Here is a 13,113-nt window from a genome sequence, read left to right on the forward strand (position 1 = left end):
TCCTGTGTTCAGACAGAACCGCTCTACGAAGTTCCTTAAACCAGCCCCAGCGCCCTGAACACAAAGCCATATTCGAGTGCTACGTCACGTAATCCCTGGTAACGACCGCTCATGCCACCGTGGCCGGCGCCCAGTTCGGTCTTGAGCAGCAACAGGTTGTCGTCGGTCTTGGTGTCGCGCAGCTTGGCCACCCACTTGGCGGCTTCCCAATATTGCACACGGCTGTCGTTGTAGCCGGCGATCACCAACAGGTGCGGGTAGGCCTGGGCGCGAACGTTTTCGTAGGGCGCATAGGCCTTGATGCGCTCGTAGACGTCCGGTTGTTCCGGGTTGCCCCACTCGTCGTACTCGGTGATGGTGAGCGGCAGTTCCGGGTCGAGCATGGTGTTGAGCACATCGACAAACGGCACTTCGGCAATCGCTGCCTGGAACAGCTCCGGACGCTGGTTGAGCACTGCGCCGATCAACAGGCCGCCGGCACTGCCGCCGCTGATGGCCAGTTGTTTGGAGGTGGTCAGGCCCTCGGCGATCAGGTGTTCGGCGCAGGCGATAAAGTCGCTGAAGGTGTTCTGCTTGTGTTCCTGCTTGCCGTTGCGGTACCAGGCCTCACCCAGCTCTCCGCCGCCGCGCACATGGGCGATGGCAAACGCCACGCCTCGGTCCAGCAGGCTCAGGCGTGCGTGGGAGAACCACGGGTCAAGGCTCGAACCGTAGGCGCCGTAGCCGTACAGGTACAGGGGTGTTGTTTTACCCAACTGGTCGCGCTTGACCACCAGGCTGATCGGCACCTGGGTACCATCTGGCGAGGTGGCCCACAGGCGCTGGCTCACGTAATCGTCGGCATTGAACACGCCGAGTACCGGGGTTTCCTTGAGCACCTGTTGCGCGCCGCTGGCCAGTTCCAACTGACGCACCTGGGCCGGACGGTTCAGGGCTTCGTAACGCAGGCGGATCTTGTCGCTGACAAATTCCAGGCTGTTCTGTACGTAGAGGCTGTAGGCGGCGTCAGGCAATTCCACGCGATAGGCCGGCAAGCCCTGCGGGTGCACTTCGATCACCGGCAGGCCACCGATGCGCAGGCTCAAGGTCATGGCATGGGTGTTCAGGCTCACGCCGTCGAACATCACCTCATCGCTGTGGGGGATCAGGTTCTGCCATTCAGCTTCGGTCGGCACGTCGCCAATGTCGGTTGCCACAAACAAGGCGTAGTTGATGCCATCGCGGTTGCTGCGGATAAACCAGGTCCAGGCGCCATTCAACTGGCCGTGGTCGACATCGTATTCATGGTCTTCGACCCGGGGTGCCAGGCAGGTGAAGTCCAGGTGTGGCTGATCGGCGTCCAACGCCCAGACTTCGCTGGTGGTCTTGCTGCCGAGGGACAGCAGCAACTGGCGCTCGGAGCTGGAGCGGTAGCAATGCAGGAAGAAACGTCCGTCGGGTTCATGGAACACTTCCTGCGCCGCCGTGCCGTCCAGGCGATAGCGATACAGTTTGTGCGGGCGATGGGTGTCGTCCAGTTCGCCAAAGAACAGGGTCAGGCTATCGTTGGCCCAGGTCATGCTGCCGTCGCAGTCTTCAAACGCCAGTTCGCTGACTTTGCCGGTGGCCAGTTCCTTCACGTACAGGGTGTAGATCTCTTCACCGCTGGTATCTAGGCTGTAGGCCAAGCGTTGGTGGTCGGGGCTGATGCTGAACGCGCCGAGGGAGAAGAAACCGCCATTGGCCAACACGTTCGGGTCCAGCAACATCTCTTCGCTGCTGTCGTCCACCTGATTGCTGTCGTCGGCCGGGCGGCGGCAGCGGTAGTGGCGGGCGTATTCGTCACCGGCGGTGGTGCGGGTGTAATACAGATACGGGCCCCACGGTGACGGCAGCGACAGGTCGGTTTCGAGAATGCGGCCCTTGATCTCCTCGAACAGGGTTTCGCGCAGCGTTGCCTGGTCGGCGAGTTGCGCTTCCTGCCAGGCGTTTTCGGCCTTGAGGTAATCGAGCACCTCAGTGCTGTCGCGCTCTTGCAGCCAGGCGTACGGATCTGGACCTTGGGCCTTGCGGGCAATCGGAGCGGTCGATGTAGGCATGGGATTATTCTCTATCGGGCGGACGGTGGCAGGCTTTGCAGCCGCGACACGCAAAAGCCGTTATCATAGCCGCCTGTTTGCCAACCTTGCCATGGACACCATGACCGAGAACGACTATCTGACCGCTTGGGGCCTTTACGCCTTCGCCGCTTTGGGCTGCCTGTTGGTGTGGTGGCGCATGACTCGCTGGATCTGGCGCTGGCTGCGCGAGCCGCTGCAATTGCTGATGGCGGTGCTGCTGTTCAGTCCGACCATCGTCGACCCGGTCAAGACCCAGTTCGCGCCGGCCGTGGCCATCACCGCCCTGGACCTGGTGCTCAAGGTCGGCAATAACGCCTGGCGGGCCATTTCCGATCTGTTCATGTACAGCATGATCGCCTTTGGCGTGTACCTGGTGTTTGTGCTGATTCGTTGGCCCATCGAGCGCGCCGCCAAGGCCCGCCGTGAGCGCAAGGCCGCCGCGGATGCCGCGCTGGCTGCCGAACCGGATCAAGACGACGATGACTTGCCTTTGCGCCGTCCCGCACCCGTGAGCGGTCTGCGCGTCGAACCGCGCCTTTAACGTTGTCCGCCCTGCTGCGAGAGCCCTGGCATGTGTGAATTATTGGGCATGAGTGCCAACGTCCCCACCGATATCGTGTTCAGCTTCACTGGGCTGATGCAGCGCGGTGGGCGCACCGGTCCCCACCGTGACGGTTGGGGCATAGCGTTCTATGAAGGCCGTGGCCTGCGCCTGTTCCAGGACCCGGCCGCCAGCAGCGAATCGGAAGTCGCGCTGCTGGTACAGCGTTACCCGATCAAGAGCGAAGTGGTGATCGGCCATATCCGCCAGGCCAACGTCGGCAAGGTCAGCCTGGCCAACACCCACCCGTTCGTGCGCGAACTGTGGGGCCGCAACTGGTGCTTTGCGCACAACGGCCAGTTGGCCGACTTCAACCCACGCGCTACCTTCTACCGTCCAGTGGGCGATACCGACAGCGAAGCGGCCTTCTGCGATCTTCTCAACCGCGTGCGCGAAGCCTTCCCGGAGCCGGTGGACATTGAAAAAGTCCTGCCTGACCTGATCGCCGCCTGTTCCGAATACCGCAGCAAAGGCGTGTTCAATTGCCTGCTCAGCGACGGCGACTGGCTGTTTTGCTATTGCTCGACCAAGCTTGCGCAGATTACCCGTCGCGCTCCATTTGGACCGGCACGCTTGAAAGATGTCGACGTGATCGTCGATTTTCAGGCCGAAACCACGCCCAACGACGTAGTGACCGTGATCGCCACCGAGCCTTTGACCGACAACGAAAACTGGACCCGCTACGAACCGGGCCAATGGAGCCTGTGGCGACGTGGTGAATGCGTCAGCCAGGGCATCACCGAGTAAGGATATCGACCATGTTGCTCAGTTATCTGCGGTTGGTGCTGTTTGCCATTGGCCTGTTGGTCGGCGTGCAAGTGCCGGGGTTCATCAACGACTACGCCAAGCGCGTCGAAGCTCATCTGATCGAGGCCCAGACCGGCCTCAGCGGGTTTGAAACCACCGCACGGCAGTTCTTCAACGGTGACTTGAAGGCGTTGGTCGCGCATTACCGCGCCAGTGATGACCCGGTGTTCCAGAGCGACGCCAACAGCCTGGGCGCCATGCTTGACCGCCAGGTAGCCTTGGACAAGCAATTCCAGGCCATGCAAGGCCCGTGGTACATCCGCGCCCTGCAAGTGGCGGTGGCGGCGGACCCGGATATTCGCCAGGAAACCTGGAACGGCTACAGCTACCAGATCCTGCTGACACCCGAGGCCATGGGCTGGGGGCTGGGCGGGGCGATGCTGTTGTCGTTCGGCCTGGAGTGCCTGTTCCGTTTGATCGACTGGGTGGTGCTGGGCGGCAAGCGCCTGCGCCAGAGCCGGCCGATCGAAGAGCGGGACCTGAAGGGGCTCTAAAAGCTCAACTCGGTCTAATGTGGGAGCTGGCTTGCCTGCGATAGCGGTGGATCAGTAAAAGATGTGCTGGCTGACCCACCGCTATCGCAGGCAAGCCAGCTCCCACAGGTTTAATCGGTCTTTGTCAGTTGCATCCTGTCTTCACCGACTTCTAGGGCATACCGCGCCACCACTTTCTGGCACAACCCCACAATCTCCTCCACCAGCTCCACCCCCACGCGCCACGACACCACCACCTGCAAGTTCGGCAGTTTCTGCGCCATTGGCAGCATCACCAATTCGCCGCGCGCCAGTTCTTCGCTGACCAGCACCGGCGGCAGCGCGCCAATGCCAAAACCATCGCGCAGCAAACGGGTGATGGCCGACACCGAATTCACGCAGTTCATGCGTGGCGCGGCCACGCCGTTGGCTTGCATCAGGCTGATCACGTCCTGGTGCGGGTGGGAGTTTTTCGAGTAGGTGATGATGCGCTCCTGGGCCAGTTCGGCCAGGGAGGCGTAGTCACGGTTGTAGATCGACTGGCTGGCGACGATCCAGGCCATGGGGTGGCTGCACAACTCCAGGCTGCGCACGGTCTCGAGGCGCAGCAGGTCGGTTTGCAGGATCAGGTCGAGGAAGCCTTTTTGCAACTGATCGCTGAGGTTCAGTGCGGTATCGGCGACCAACTCGATTTCCACCAGGGGGAAGTGGTCCATCAGTTCTGCGACCAACGGGCTCAGCCAGGTGTGGATCACCGTGTCCATCGCGCCGATGCGGATGCGCCCGACTTTGCTGCTGGTGGTCTCCAGGGACTGCTTCAGGCCCTGCATGGTCACCATCATCTGCTCGGCATAATCGAGCACCTTCAAGCCTTCCGGTGTCAGGCTCACACCGCGTGAGTCGCGCAGAAACAGCTTCACGCCCAACTCGCTTTCCAGCACGGCGATGCGGCTGGAGATCGACGCCTGGGTGGTGAACAACTTCTCGGCGGTCAGGCGGAAACTCTTGAGCTTGGCCACCCAGACGAAGGTTTCGAGGAACTTCAAATTCATGGGATCAACTTTTTCTTATGCATGGATCGGTTTTTATTAGTTGGACGCCGCACCGGGCCAGCGCCAAAAATCGAGCTATTCCACGATAAGCGCCGTTGGGGTGTCAGGACAAGTTGCGAGTTCTGCGTAAAAAATCCCACACTACAAAAAAATAAAGCCTACAGGAGCACCTACCGTGAGCCGCCTTCTTCTGAATTGCGACATCGGCGAAAGCTTCGGCAACTGGACTATGGGTCTGGACGCCGAGGTCATGCCGTTCATTGATTGCGCCAACGTGGCGTGCGGCTTCCATGCCGGCGACCCGAGCATCATGCGCAAGACCGTCAGTCTGGCGCTCAAGCACGGCGTGCAAGTCGGTGCGCACCCGGCTTACCAGGACCTGCAAGGTTTCGGCCGTCGCTCCATGGCCTACACGCCCCAGGAAATCCAGGATCTGTTGCACTATCAGATCGGCGCCCTCGACGGCATCTGCCGGGCGCAAGGTGGGCGGGTCAGCTACGTGAAGCCCCACGGCGCGATGTACAACGACATGATGGCCAACACGGCGCAATTGCGCGCGGTGATCCAGGCCGTGGCGGCTTACGGCGACCTGCCGCTGATGTTGCTGGCAACCCGCGACAACAGCGCCGCGCAGGCCTTAGGCGATGAATATGGCGTCACCCTGTGGTTTGAAGCCTTTGCCGACCGCGCCTACGACAATAAGGGCCACCTGGTCTCGCGGCAGTTGCCCGGCGCCGTGCACCACGATGCCGACACCATCCTGCAGCAAGCCCTGACCATTTCCAGGGGGGAAGCGCTGACCGCCAGCGACGGCAGCTTGCTGGTCCTGCAAGCCAACACCCTGTGCGTACACGGCGACAACGCCAGCTCGGTCGCCGCCGTGCAGCGTATCCGCGAGGCATTGAAGTCAGCATGAAGCCTCGGATTGAAGTGGTGGCCATCGACTGCCTGATGGTGCGTCTGTTTGATGCAATCGCCGAAGCCAACATGCCTTGGATGCTCGCCGCCACCCAGCGCCTGCGCAGCGGTTTCGGCGCGGCGTTGGTCGACCTGGTGCCGTCCTACACCACCTTGATGGTGCATTACGACCTCGGCGCATTGAACCCAGCCCAGGCACGGGAATTGATTGACCAGGCCCTGACCGACCTGCAACCGCAGACCCAGGGCAGCGGCCAGTGCCATGTGCTGCCGGTGTGGTACGACCTGAGCGTCGGTCCCGAATTGAGCCTGCTCAGCCAGCGCAGCGGCCTGGCCATCGACGACGTGATCCGCCGCCATAGTGCCCACGAATACCAAGTGTTCGCCCTCGGCTTCGCCCCCGGTTTTGCCTTTATGGGCCTGGTGGATGAAATCCTCGCTGCGCCACGCCTCAACACCCCGCGTAAACGCGTAGCGGCGGGCAGTGTCGGCATCGCCGAACGGCAAACCGCCGCTTATCCGGTGGTCTCGCCGGGCGGCTGGAACCTGATAGGCCGCACGCCGGCCAAACTCTTCGATCGTGAGCGAGACGGCTACAGCCTGATGCAACCGGGCGACACGGTGCGCTTCGAATCGGTCGATCACGCCGAATTCATCAAACTGGGTGGCGATGACACGCCGTTGGAGGCGCAGGCATGAGCCGCTTGATCATCGAGGCCAGCACACCGCTGTGCCTATTGCAGGACGCTGGCCGTTTTGGCGTACGCCACCTGGGCGTGACCCAGGGCGGCGCGCTGGATTGGGTGTCGATGTCCTGGGCCAACTGGCTGCTGGGCAACGCGCTGGACGCGCCGGTGGTGGAAATTACCCTGGGCGGTTTTACCGTACAGGCGGAGGATTATTGCCTGCTGGCCCTCGCCGGTGCTGACTTGGGGGCTTACATCGACGAACGCGCCATCAGCCCAGGCCGCAGTTTTATCCTGCAAAAGGGCCAGCGTTTGCGTTTTACCCAGCCATTCAATGGCGCGCGGGCTTACTTGGCCGCGCCGGGCGGGTTCGATGCGCCGGACGTGTTGGGCAGTTGCGCCACCGTTGTGCGTGAAGAGCTGGGCGGCGTGGACGGTTTCGGCAAGGCACTGGCCGAAGGCGGGTGCTTGGCGTATTCCGGCGTCGGCGGCGCAATGAAGGTGTTGAGCGATCCAGGCCTGGCCAAGGCTGCATTGGACGTGATCGTCGGTGCCCAGATCGGCCAGTTCAGCGGGCAAAGCCTGTTCGATGCGTTCAACACCGAATGGACCCTGGACAGCCGCGCCGACCGCATGGGCATGCGCCTGCTGGGCACGCCGTTGCAGTATCAGGGGCCGTCACTGATCTCCGAGGGGATTCCCCTGGGGGCGATCCAAGTGCCGCCGGATGGGCAGCCGATCGTGTTGCTCAATGATCGGCAGACGATTGGCGGTTACCCGCGCCTGGGCGCGTTGACGCCGTTGTCGCTGGCGCGGCTGGCGCAGTGCCTACCGGGGGAGACGGTGCGGTTGGCGCCGGTGGTGCAGGAGACGGCGCACCGGCAGCATGTCGACTTCTTACAGCGTTTTCACTGACCCCTGTAGGAGCCCGGCTTGCCGGCGATGGCGTCCGCCCGTCTTGCATAAGGCTCAAGGGCGCAATCGCCGGCAAGCCGGGCTCCTACAGGTCGTGCGGGGTTACTTGGAGAGGAAGCGCATCCCTTCCTCAAGCCCGCGCAACGTCAGCGGATACATCTGATCCTCCACCAACTCCCGCACAATTCCCGTCGACGCGGTATACCCCCAGGTGTCCTTCGGATACGGGTTAATCCAGATCAGCTTCTTGTACTTGGCCATGAAGCGCTGCATCCACACATAGCCCGGCTCCTCATTCCAATGCTCGACGCTGCCGCCGGCCTGGGTGATCTCGTACGGCGCCATCGACGCATCGCCGATAAAGATCACTTTGTAATCGGCGCCGTATTTGTGCAGCAAATCCTGGGTCGAGGTGCGTTCCGAGGTGCGGCGCTGGTTGTTTTTCCACACCGATTCGTACACGAAGTTGTGGAAGTAGAAGTATTCCAGGTGCTTGAACTCGGTCTTGCACGCGGAAAACAGCTCTTCGCAGATCTTCACGTGGGCGTCCATCGAGCCGCCGATATCGAACAGCAATAAAAGTTTAATGGTGTTGCGCCGCTCCGGGCGCATCTGGATGTTCAGCAACCCAGCGTCACGTGCGGTGTAGTCGATGGTGCCGTCAATATCCAGCTCTTCGGCTGCACCCTGGCGCGCAAATTTGCGCAGGCGGCGCAGGGCGACCTTGATGTTGCGCGTGCCCAGTTCCACTTGGTCGTCGAGGTTCTTGTACTCGCGCTGGTCCCACACCTTAACGGCCTTGCCCTGGCGCTTGCCGGCGTCGCCGACGCGGATGCCTTCCGGGTTGTAGCCGCCGGAACCAAACGGGCTGGTGCCGCCGGTGCCGATCCACTTGTTGCCGCCGGCGTGGCGCTCTTTCTGTTCTTCCAGGCGTTTCTTGAATTCCTCGATGAGTTTGTCGAGGCCACCAAGAGACTGGATCTGCGCCCGCTCCTCATCGGTCAGCGAGCGTTCGAATTCCTTGCGCAGCCAGTCTTCGGGGATCAATGCCTGCAGGTGGTCGTCGAGTTTTTCCAGGCCATTGAAATAAGCGCCGAAGGCCCGGTCGAACTTGTCGAAGTGCCGCTCGTCCTTGACCAGGATCGCCCGGGCCAAGTAGTAGAACTCGTCCATATCGGCGAAGGTCACGCGCATTTTCAGCGCGTTGATCAGGTCGAGCAGCTCGCGCACCGACACCGGTACCTTGGCGGCACGCATCTCGTTGAACAGGTTGAGCAGCATCAGCGATTACCGCGACGGCTCATGAACGCCAGACGCTCCAGCAACTGCACGTCTTGCTCGTTCTTCACCAACGCACCGGCCAGCGGCGGGATGGCTTTGGTCGGGTCGCGCTCGCGTAGCACGGCTTCGCCGATGTTGTCGGCCATCAGCAGCTTGAGCCAGTCCACGAGTTCGGAGGTGGAGGGTTTTTTCTTCAGGCCCGGTACTTTGCGCACGTCGAAGAACACGTCCAGCGCTTCGCTGACCAGGTCTTTCTTGATGTCGGGGTAGTGCACATCGACGATTTTCTGCAGGGTGGTGCGGTCGGGGAAGGCGATGTAGTGGAAGAAGCAGCGACGCAGGAAGGCGTCCGGCAGTTCTTTTTCGTTGTTGGAAGTAATGATGATGATCGGGCGTTTCTTGGCCTTGATGGTCTCATCGATTTCGTAGACGTAGAACTCCATCTTGTCGAGTTCTTGCAGCAGGTCGTTGGGGAACTCGATGTCGGCCTTGTCGATTTCATCGATCAGCAGGATCACCCGCTCTTCGGATTCGAACGCTTCCCAGAGCTTGCCCTTTTTCAGGTAGTTGCGCACATCGTGGACCTTGTCCACACCCAGCTGCGAGTCGCGCAGGCGGCTCACCGCGTCGTACTCGTACAGGCCCTGGTGGGCCTTGGTGGTGGACTTGATGTGCCAGGTGATCAGCTTGGCGCCGAAGGACTCGGCCAATTGCTCGGCGAGCATGGTCTTGCCGGTGCCGGGCTCGCCCTTGACCAGCAGCGGCCGCTCCAGGGTGATGGCGGCGTTGACGGCCAGTTTCAGGTCATCGGTAGCTACATAGGCCTGGGTGCCTTCGAACTTCATCGGTGTTTCCTCGCATTCATCAATGCCCGGACTATACCGCGCAGCCCCGGCGACTGTGAACGCAGGCGGCTTATTCAGTATCTGAATGGCCAGTCACGAACGCTGTAGGAGCGAGCTTGCTCGCGAAGGGCGTCAACGATGACGCGGGGCTACTGATGCCCCGCGGTGTTCTCGGGTTTTTCGCGAGCAAGCTCGCTCCTACAAGGGAGGGGTTAGTCCGCGCTGGGCTTGGGTTGCTCGTAGCGGGCATTGAAGGCCTGGATAAAGCCGTTGCGCAAAATCGCCAAAAACGCGGAGAACGCGCTGACATTTTGCTGGTGCACGCTGCCACTGAGTTCAACACGGGTGGCGAACTGGTTTTTCGCCTGGTTTTTCAGCACGGTTTCGCTGGCGCCGACCACGGCTTCCCAGATCGAGCGGAAGATATTCTTGTCTTTGTTTTCCACGTCCTGTTGCCAATCGAACACTTCGACGTCGCGCAGCAGCGGCTTGATATAGCCGGTCAACTGGCCTTTTTCCGCCTGGGCTTCGATCACCACGTCGCCGGTGCCAGCCTTGAAATCGAATTTGCCGTAGGCCGAGGCAAAGTCATTCATGCGTTTGAGCTGCAGATCCTTGGCGCGAAAACGGAATTCGAAGTTCTCGAAATTGCTTAGCGGGTCGAAGGTGGCAGTGGCCTCCAGCGGCGCCTGGCCTTGCAGCAGGGCTTTGCCCTCGAAGCGAGCGTCGCGCTTGCCTTTGACGTCGACGACGTTGGTCAGGTTATAGAAGCTGGCGTTGACCTCGGTGGCGTTGATGTTGACCGGTGGTTTGGAACTGAAGTTGTGGAAGGCGATCTTGCCGTCTTCGATGCGAACCTCGTCGAGGGTGATGGGCGCCAGCTTGCTTAACTGCTCGCGCCAGTCGGTGCCTTTACCGGTCTGGGACGCCTGCTTGTTGGCGCCGCCGTCGACGAAGTTCACTTCGGGGTTGATAAAACGCACCTTGGCCACCACCGCATGGTCGTACCACAGCGAGTGCCAGCTCACCGCCAGGTCGATCAGCGGCGCCTTGACGAACGGTACGGGCACTTTGCCGTCGACCTTGATGATCTCCAGACCGTTGATCTTGTAGGCGCCGCGCCACAGGGCCAGGTCCACATCGGCCACCTGGCCACGGTAGTCGCCCATGTTGGCGAGTTTTTCATTCAGATAGTTACGCACCAGATAGGGCAGGGCGATGCTCAGGGCGACAAGTACTACCAGTAATCCGGCGACGGTCCATAGTGGCCAGCTGTAGCGACGTTTCATGGTTCAGTCCTCCTTGCTCGTAGGAGATTGACTACTGTGAAGCGCGCAACGTTCCTCCGACTGGACGCTTCGCGGCACGAGGCATACCCTTGTGGCCTTCCAGAAGACCGCCCAATAGGACCCGTCATGAGCCGCATCTTTGCAGACAACGCGCACTCCATCGGTAACACGCCCCTGGTTCAGATCAACCGGATCGCACCGCGTGGCGTGACCATCCTGGCCAAGATCGAAGGGCGTAACCCAGGCTACTCGGTGAAGTGCCGCATTGGCGTAAACATGATCTGGGACGCTGAAAGCACCGGCAAACTCAAGCCGGGCATGACTATTGTCGAACCCACCTCTGGCAACACCGGCATCGGCCTGGCATTCGTCGCCGCCGCCCGCGGCTACAAATTGCTGTTGACCATGCCGGCCTCCATGAGCATCGAGCGCCGCAAGGTGCTCAAGGCCCTCGGCGCCGAGCTGGTGCTGACCGAGCCGGCCAAGGGCATGAAGGGTGCGATCGAGAAAGCCGGCGAAATCGTTGCCAGCGACCCCGCCACCTATTTCATGCCAGCCCAGTTCGAAAACCCGGCCAACCCGGCGATCCACGAGAAAACCACCGGTCCGGAAATCTGGAATGACACCGATGGCGCCGTGGACGTGCTGGTGGCGGGGGTGGGCACCGGCGGCACCATCACGGGTGTGTCGCGCTATATCAAGAATATTGCGGGCAAACCGATCCTGTCGGTGGCGGTCGAGCCGATTGTGTCGCCGGTGATCACCCAGGCGCTGGCCGGTGAAGAGATCAAGCCCAGCCCTCACAAGATCCAGGGCATCGGCGCAGGGTTCGTGCCGAAGAACCTTGACCTGTCGATGGTTGACCGCGTGGAGCTGGTGACCGACGACGAATCCAAGGCCATGGCCCTGCGCCTGATGCAGGAAGAGGGCATTCTGTGCGGCATTTCCTGCGGCGCCGCGATGGCCGTGGCGGTACGCTTGGCCGAGAAACCGGAGATGCAGGGCAAGACCATTGTGGTGGTTTTGCCGGACTCAGGTGAACGCTACCTGTCGAGCATGCTCTTCAGCGATTTGTTTACCGATCAGGAAAACCAGGCTTGATGTGTGTCAGCACTGACACCTTGGGCCTTCTGCATACTGGCCCAAGTGTTTATGATGCCCGGCGCATTTTTTCAGGAGTTGCTGCATGACCTTTTCTTTAGCGGCCAAGCTGTCGGTGTTGTTGGTGTTTATCGGCAGCACACTGTACGTGCACCTGCGCGGCAAGGCGCGTTTGCCGGTATTGCGTCAGTTCGTCAACCATTCGGCGCTGTTCGCCCCGTATAACGCCTTGATGTACCTGTTCTCGGCCGTGCCGTCCAAGCCATACCTGGACCGCAGCAAGTTCCCGGAACTGGATGTGCTCAAGGACAACTGGGAAGTGATCCGCGAAGAGGCCATGCACCTGTTCGACGAGGGTTACATCCGTGCGGCCGAAAAGAACAACGACGCCGGTTTCGGCTCGTTCTTCAAGAAGGGCTGGAAGCGTTTCTACCTCAAGTGGTACGACAAGCCCCTGCCGTCGGCCGAGGCGCTGTGCCCGAAAACCGTGGCGTTGGTGAGCAGCATTCCGAACGTGAAAGGCGCGATGTTCGCGCTGTTGCCGGGCGGCAGCCACCTCAACCCGCACCGCGATCCGTTTGCCGGTTCCCTGCGTTATCACCTGGGCCTGTCCACGCCGAACTCCGACGACTGCCGCATCTTTGTCGATGGCCAGGTGTACGCCTGGCGTGACGGTGAAGACGTGATGTTCGACGAAACCTATGTTCACTGGGTCAAGAACGAAACCGAGCAGACCCGTGTAATCCTGTTCTGCGACATCGAGCGCCCCCTTAGCAACCGCGTGATGACCCGCGTCAACCGTTGGGTCAGCAAGCAATTGGGTCGCGCCACTGCGCCGCAGAACCTGGATGACGAGCGCGTGGGCGGCATCAACCAGGCGTACGCCTGGAGCAAGACCTTCAGTGACAAGTTCAGCGGCGTGGTCAAGCAGTGGAAGCGCAAGCATCCGAAGGCTTACCGGATTGCGCGGCCGGTGCTGGCTGTTGTTGTGCTGGTGTTGCTGTGGAAGTGGCTGTTCGGCTGATCCACGCCGTATAAAAAAGGCG

General features: G+C 61.1%; 13 protein-coding genes. 8 read left to right on the forward strand and 5 right to left on the reverse strand.

Annotated elements, in window-relative coordinates; all coding sequences use genetic code 11:
* Positions 1 to 35: 35 nt before the first annotated feature.
* On the reverse strand, positions 36 to 2,078 hold the full coding sequence (locus tag HX868_RS15455; RefSeq protein WP_177003446.1) for a S9 family peptidase: 2,043 nt from the start codon (positions 2,076 to 2,078) through the stop codon (positions 36 to 38).
* 25 nt (positions 2,079 to 2,103) lie between these two features.
* Between HX868_RS15455 and HX868_RS15460 the strand changes: the two genes are divergently transcribed.
* The 3 genes from HX868_RS15460 to HX868_RS15470 are packed head-to-tail and all read left to right on the forward strand — an operon-like array spanning position 2,104 to position 4,001.
* Entirely contained in the window at positions 2,104 to 2,640 is a 537-nt protein-coding gene (locus tag HX868_RS15460; protein WP_177003552.1) for an MFS transporter, read from the forward strand.
* A 30-nt stretch (positions 2,641 to 2,670) separates the two neighbouring features.
* On the forward strand, positions 2,671 to 3,447 hold the full coding sequence (locus tag HX868_RS15465; protein WP_016975237.1) for a class II glutamine amidotransferase: 777 nt from the start codon (positions 2,671 to 2,673) through the stop codon (positions 3,445 to 3,447).
* Between the two features lie 11 nt (positions 3,448 to 3,458).
* The gene (locus tag HX868_RS15470) at positions 3,459 to 4,001 is read left to right on the forward strand and encodes a DUF2937 family protein (RefSeq protein ID WP_032888750.1); all 543 of its coding nucleotides are present in this window, start codon (positions 3,459 to 3,461) and stop codon (positions 3,999 to 4,001) included.
* 110 nt (positions 4,002 to 4,111) lie between these two features.
* Here HX868_RS15470 and HX868_RS15475 read toward each other — a convergent pair whose 3' ends face one another.
* On the reverse strand, positions 4,112 to 5,032 hold the full coding sequence (locus tag HX868_RS15475; RefSeq protein ID WP_177003447.1) for a LysR family transcriptional regulator: 921 nt from the start codon (positions 5,030 to 5,032) through the stop codon (positions 4,112 to 4,114).
* 175 nt (positions 5,033 to 5,207) lie between these two features.
* On the opposite strand from HX868_RS15475, the gene HX868_RS15480 reads away from it, so the two are divergent.
* The 3 genes from HX868_RS15480 to HX868_RS15490 are packed head-to-tail and all read left to right on the forward strand — an operon-like array spanning position 5,208 to position 7,551.
* The gene (locus tag HX868_RS15480) at positions 5,208 to 5,948 is read left to right on the forward strand and encodes a 5-oxoprolinase subunit PxpA (RefSeq protein ID WP_177003448.1); all 741 of its coding nucleotides are present in this window, start codon (positions 5,208 to 5,210) and stop codon (positions 5,946 to 5,948) included.
* A complete protein-coding gene (locus tag HX868_RS15485) occupies positions 5,945 to 6,649 on the forward strand; it encodes a 5-oxoprolinase subunit B family protein (protein WP_177003449.1) in 705 nt (234 codons plus the stop codon). The genes HX868_RS15480 and HX868_RS15485 overlap by 4 nt, the downstream gene beginning before the upstream one ends.
* On the forward strand, positions 6,646 to 7,551 hold the full coding sequence (locus HX868_RS15490) for a 5-oxoprolinase subunit C family protein (RefSeq protein ID WP_177003450.1): 906 nt from the start codon (positions 6,646 to 6,648) through the stop codon (positions 7,549 to 7,551). Before HX868_RS15485 ends, HX868_RS15490 begins: the two co-directional genes overlap by 4 nt.
* 102 nt (positions 7,552 to 7,653) lie before the next feature.
* Here the strand turns inward: HX868_RS15490 and HX868_RS15495 are convergent, their stop codons facing one another.
* From HX868_RS15495 to HX868_RS15505, 3 genes are all read right to left on the reverse strand, one after another.
* Positions 7,654 to 8,832, reverse strand: coding sequence for a vWA domain-containing protein (locus HX868_RS15495; RefSeq protein WP_177003451.1), 1,179 nt, complete (start codon positions 8,830 to 8,832; stop codon positions 7,654 to 7,656).
* Positions 8,832 to 9,677 carry an AAA family ATPase gene (locus tag HX868_RS15500; protein ID WP_003210690.1) on the reverse strand — a complete coding sequence of 282 codons (846 nt, stop codon included), beginning with the start codon at positions 9,675 to 9,677 and terminating at the stop codon, positions 8,832 to 8,834. Before HX868_RS15500 ends, HX868_RS15495 begins: the two co-directional genes overlap by 1 nt.
* A gap of 212 nt (positions 9,678 to 9,889) precedes the next feature.
* A complete protein-coding gene (locus tag HX868_RS15505) occupies positions 9,890 to 10,966 on the reverse strand; it encodes a DUF748 domain-containing protein (protein ID WP_177003452.1) in 1,077 nt (358 codons plus the stop codon).
* Positions 10,967 to 11,092: 126 nt separating this feature from the next.
* On the opposite strand from HX868_RS15505, the gene cysK reads away from it, so the two are divergent.
* Together cysK and HX868_RS15515 are read left to right on the forward strand one after the other, a co-directional pair.
* A complete protein-coding gene (gene cysK, locus HX868_RS15510) occupies positions 11,093 to 12,067 on the forward strand; it encodes a cysteine synthase A (RefSeq protein ID WP_177003453.1) in 975 nt (324 codons plus the stop codon).
* 85 nt (positions 12,068 to 12,152) lie between these two features.
* A complete protein-coding gene (locus HX868_RS15515) occupies positions 12,153 to 13,091 on the forward strand; it encodes an aspartyl/asparaginyl beta-hydroxylase domain-containing protein (RefSeq protein WP_177003454.1) in 939 nt (312 codons plus the stop codon).
* Positions 13,092 to 13,113: the final 22 nt, after the last annotated feature.

This window comes from Pseudomonas reactans (assembly GCF_013385825.1).
GTDB lineage: Bacteria > Pseudomonadota > Gammaproteobacteria > Pseudomonadales > Pseudomonadaceae > Aquipseudomonas > Aquipseudomonas reactans.

What these genes read in the sequence shown, in the direction of transcription:
- HX868_RS15490 (WP_177003450.1), top strand. Translation starts at nt 6,646, where the DNA reads ATGAGCCGCTTGATCATCGAGGCCAGCACACCGCTGTGCCTATTGCAG.
- HX868_RS15465 (WP_016975237.1), top strand. Translation starts at nt 2,671, where the DNA reads ATGTGTGAATTATTGGGCATGAGTGCCAACGTCCCCACCGATATCGTG.
- HX868_RS15470 (WP_032888750.1), top strand. Translation starts at nt 3,459, where the DNA reads ATGTTGCTCAGTTATCTGCGGTTGGTGCTGTTTGCCATTGGCCTGTTG.
- HX868_RS15475 (WP_177003447.1), bottom strand. Translation starts at nt 5,032, where the DNA reads ATGAATTTGAAGTTCCTCGAAACCTTCGTCTGGGTGGCCAAGCTCAAG.
- HX868_RS15455 (WP_177003446.1), bottom strand. Translation starts at nt 2,078, where the DNA reads ATGCCTACATCGACCGCTCCGATTGCCCGCAAGGCCCAAGGTCCAGAT.
- HX868_RS15485 (WP_177003449.1), top strand. Translation starts at nt 5,945, where the DNA reads ATGAAGCCTCGGATTGAAGTGGTGGCCATCGACTGCCTGATGGTGCGT.
- HX868_RS15495 (WP_177003451.1), bottom strand. Translation starts at nt 8,832, where the DNA reads ATGCTGCTCAACCTGTTCAACGAGATGCGTGCCGCCAAGGTACCGGTG.
- cysK (WP_177003453.1), top strand. Translation starts at nt 11,093, where the DNA reads ATGAGCCGCATCTTTGCAGACAACGCGCACTCCATCGGTAACACGCCC.
- HX868_RS15505 (WP_177003452.1), bottom strand. Translation starts at nt 10,966, where the DNA reads ATGAAACGTCGCTACAGCTGGCCACTATGGACCGTCGCCGGATTACTG.
- HX868_RS15515 (WP_177003454.1), top strand. Translation starts at nt 12,153, where the DNA reads ATGACCTTTTCTTTAGCGGCCAAGCTGTCGGTGTTGTTGGTGTTTATC.
- HX868_RS15500 (WP_003210690.1), bottom strand. Translation starts at nt 9,677, where the DNA reads ATGAAGTTCGAAGGCACCCAGGCCTATGTAGCTACCGATGACCTGAAA.